The sequence below is a fragment of the Pelomonas sp. BJYL3 genome (assembly GCF_027257975.1).
Taxonomy (GTDB): domain Bacteria; phylum Pseudomonadota; class Gammaproteobacteria; order Burkholderiales; family Burkholderiaceae_C; genus Roseateles_B; species Roseateles_B flavus.
Map to the genome: position 1 here is coordinate 1 of NZ_JANZKX010000024.1, position 1,975 is coordinate 1,975.

Sequence of the window (1,975 nt, forward strand, 5' to 3'; positions counted from 1 at the left end):
GCTGGCGGACGGGACCATCGAGTACCTGGGGCGCAATGACTTCCAGGTGAAGATCCGGGGCTTCCGGATCGAGCTGGGAGAGATCGAGGCCAAGCTGGCCGCGCTGGGTGCGGAGGAAGCCGGTGACGTGGTGGTGCTGGCCCGCGAGGACCAGCCCGGTGACAAGCGCCTGGTGACCTACTACACCGGCCATGCCACTGCTGAGCAGCTGCGGGCGCAGGCCCAGGCCACGCTGCCCAGCTACATGGTGCCGGCGGCCTATGTGCAGCTGAGCGCGCTGCCGCTGACGCCCAACGGCAAGCTGGACCGCAAGGCGCTGCCGGCGCCGGACGAGCAGGCCTGGAGCCGGCGTGCCTACGAGGCGCCGCAGGGCGAGGTGGAAGCCACGCTGGCGGCCATCTGGGCCGAGCTGCTGCAGATCGAGCGCGTGGGTCGCCATGACAACTTCTTCGAATTGGGCGGGCATTCGCTGCTGGCCGTGCAACTGGCATCGCGGCTGCGGGAGGCCTGTGGCGCCGAGCTGCCCCTGAATGCCATGTTCGAGCAACCGGTGCTGTGCGAGATGGCGCAGCAGGTGCTGCTCGGACCGGACACGCAGGATCCGCCCCTGCAGCCGGTGAGCCGCCAGGGCGAGCTGCCGCTGTCGCTGGCACAGCAGCGGCTCTGGTTCCTTGCCCAGATGGAGGGCGCCGCCGGCGCGTATCACATCAGCGGCGCCGTGCGCCTGACAGGACGGCTGGACATCGACGCTCTGCGGCGCGCCGTGCGGCGCATCGTGGCTCGCCACGAGACCCTGCGCACGCACTACCGCGTCGTGGAGGGCCAGGCCTGCCAGATCATCGCCTCCACGGCAGAGCCGCAATGGAGCGAGGTGGACCTGCAGGGCTCCGTCGATTCCGGCGTGCTCGAAGCCCATGCCGCGCAGCCTTTCGATCTGGCGCAGGGCGCGCCTTTGCGCCTGCTGCTGGCGCGCGTGGGCGAGCAGGACCATTTGCTGCAGCTGGTGATGCACCATGTGGCTGCTGACGGTTGGTCGATTGCCGTCCTGCTCGGGGAGCTCAGGGCCTTCTACAAGGCGGAGCTGGAAGGCGGACAGAATCCGCTGCCTCCCCTGGTCATCCAGTACGCCGACTTTGCCAGCTGGCAGCGCCGGATGCTGTCGGGCGCCAGGCTGGAAGCCCAGGGACAGTACTGGCAGCGGACGCTGGCCGGTGCGCCCACGCTGCTGGAACTGCCCTCGGATCGTTCCCGTCCCGAACGGCAGGACTACCGGGGCGATTCGATTGAGGTGCGGCTTGACGCGCGCCTGGTGGCCGGTCTCAGGGCGCTCAGCCAGCGCCACGGTGTCACGCTGTACATGACGGCACTGGCCAGCTGGGCCATGCTGCTGGGTCGCCTTGCCGGGCAGGATGATGTGGTGGTGGGGAGCCCTGTGGCCGGACGCCAGCGTCTGGAGGTCGAGCCGCTGATCGGCTGCTTCGTCAACACCCTGGCCTTGCGCGTCAATCTGGGCGGTGAGCCTTCGGTCGCCGAGCTGCTGGCCAGGACCCGGGCCCAGGTTCTGGCAGCGCAGGAGCATCAGGATCTTCCCTTCGAGCAAGTCGTGGAACGGGTCCAGCCGGCCCGTAGCCTTTCCCATCCTCCCCTGTTCCAGCACATGCTGGCTTGGCAGAACACGCCGCCTGGGGAGCTGAATCTTCCGGGCCTGACGGTCTCCAGCGTCGATGTGGCGCAGAAGACGGCCATGTTCGACCTGACGTTGAGCATGCAGGAGCAGGAGGACGAGCTCGTCGGTTCGCTGGAGTACGCCACCGCCCTGTTCGAGCGCCGCACTGTCGAGCGCTTCCTGGGTTACTGGCAGCGCCTGCTGGAGGCCATGGTGGCCGACGAACAGATGGCGGTGGGCCGGCTGCCCATACTGCCTGCGGCGGAGCGCGAGCAGGTGCTGCGAGGCTGGAACCAGACGCAGGAGGCG

General features: G+C 68.8%; 1 protein-coding gene. It reads left to right on the forward strand.

Annotation, left to right across the window (positions count from 1 at the left end):
- A partial coding sequence (locus O9Y01_RS23120; protein ID WP_269634008.1) for a condensation domain-containing protein occupies window positions 1–1,975 on the forward strand: 1,975 nt, incomplete at both ends.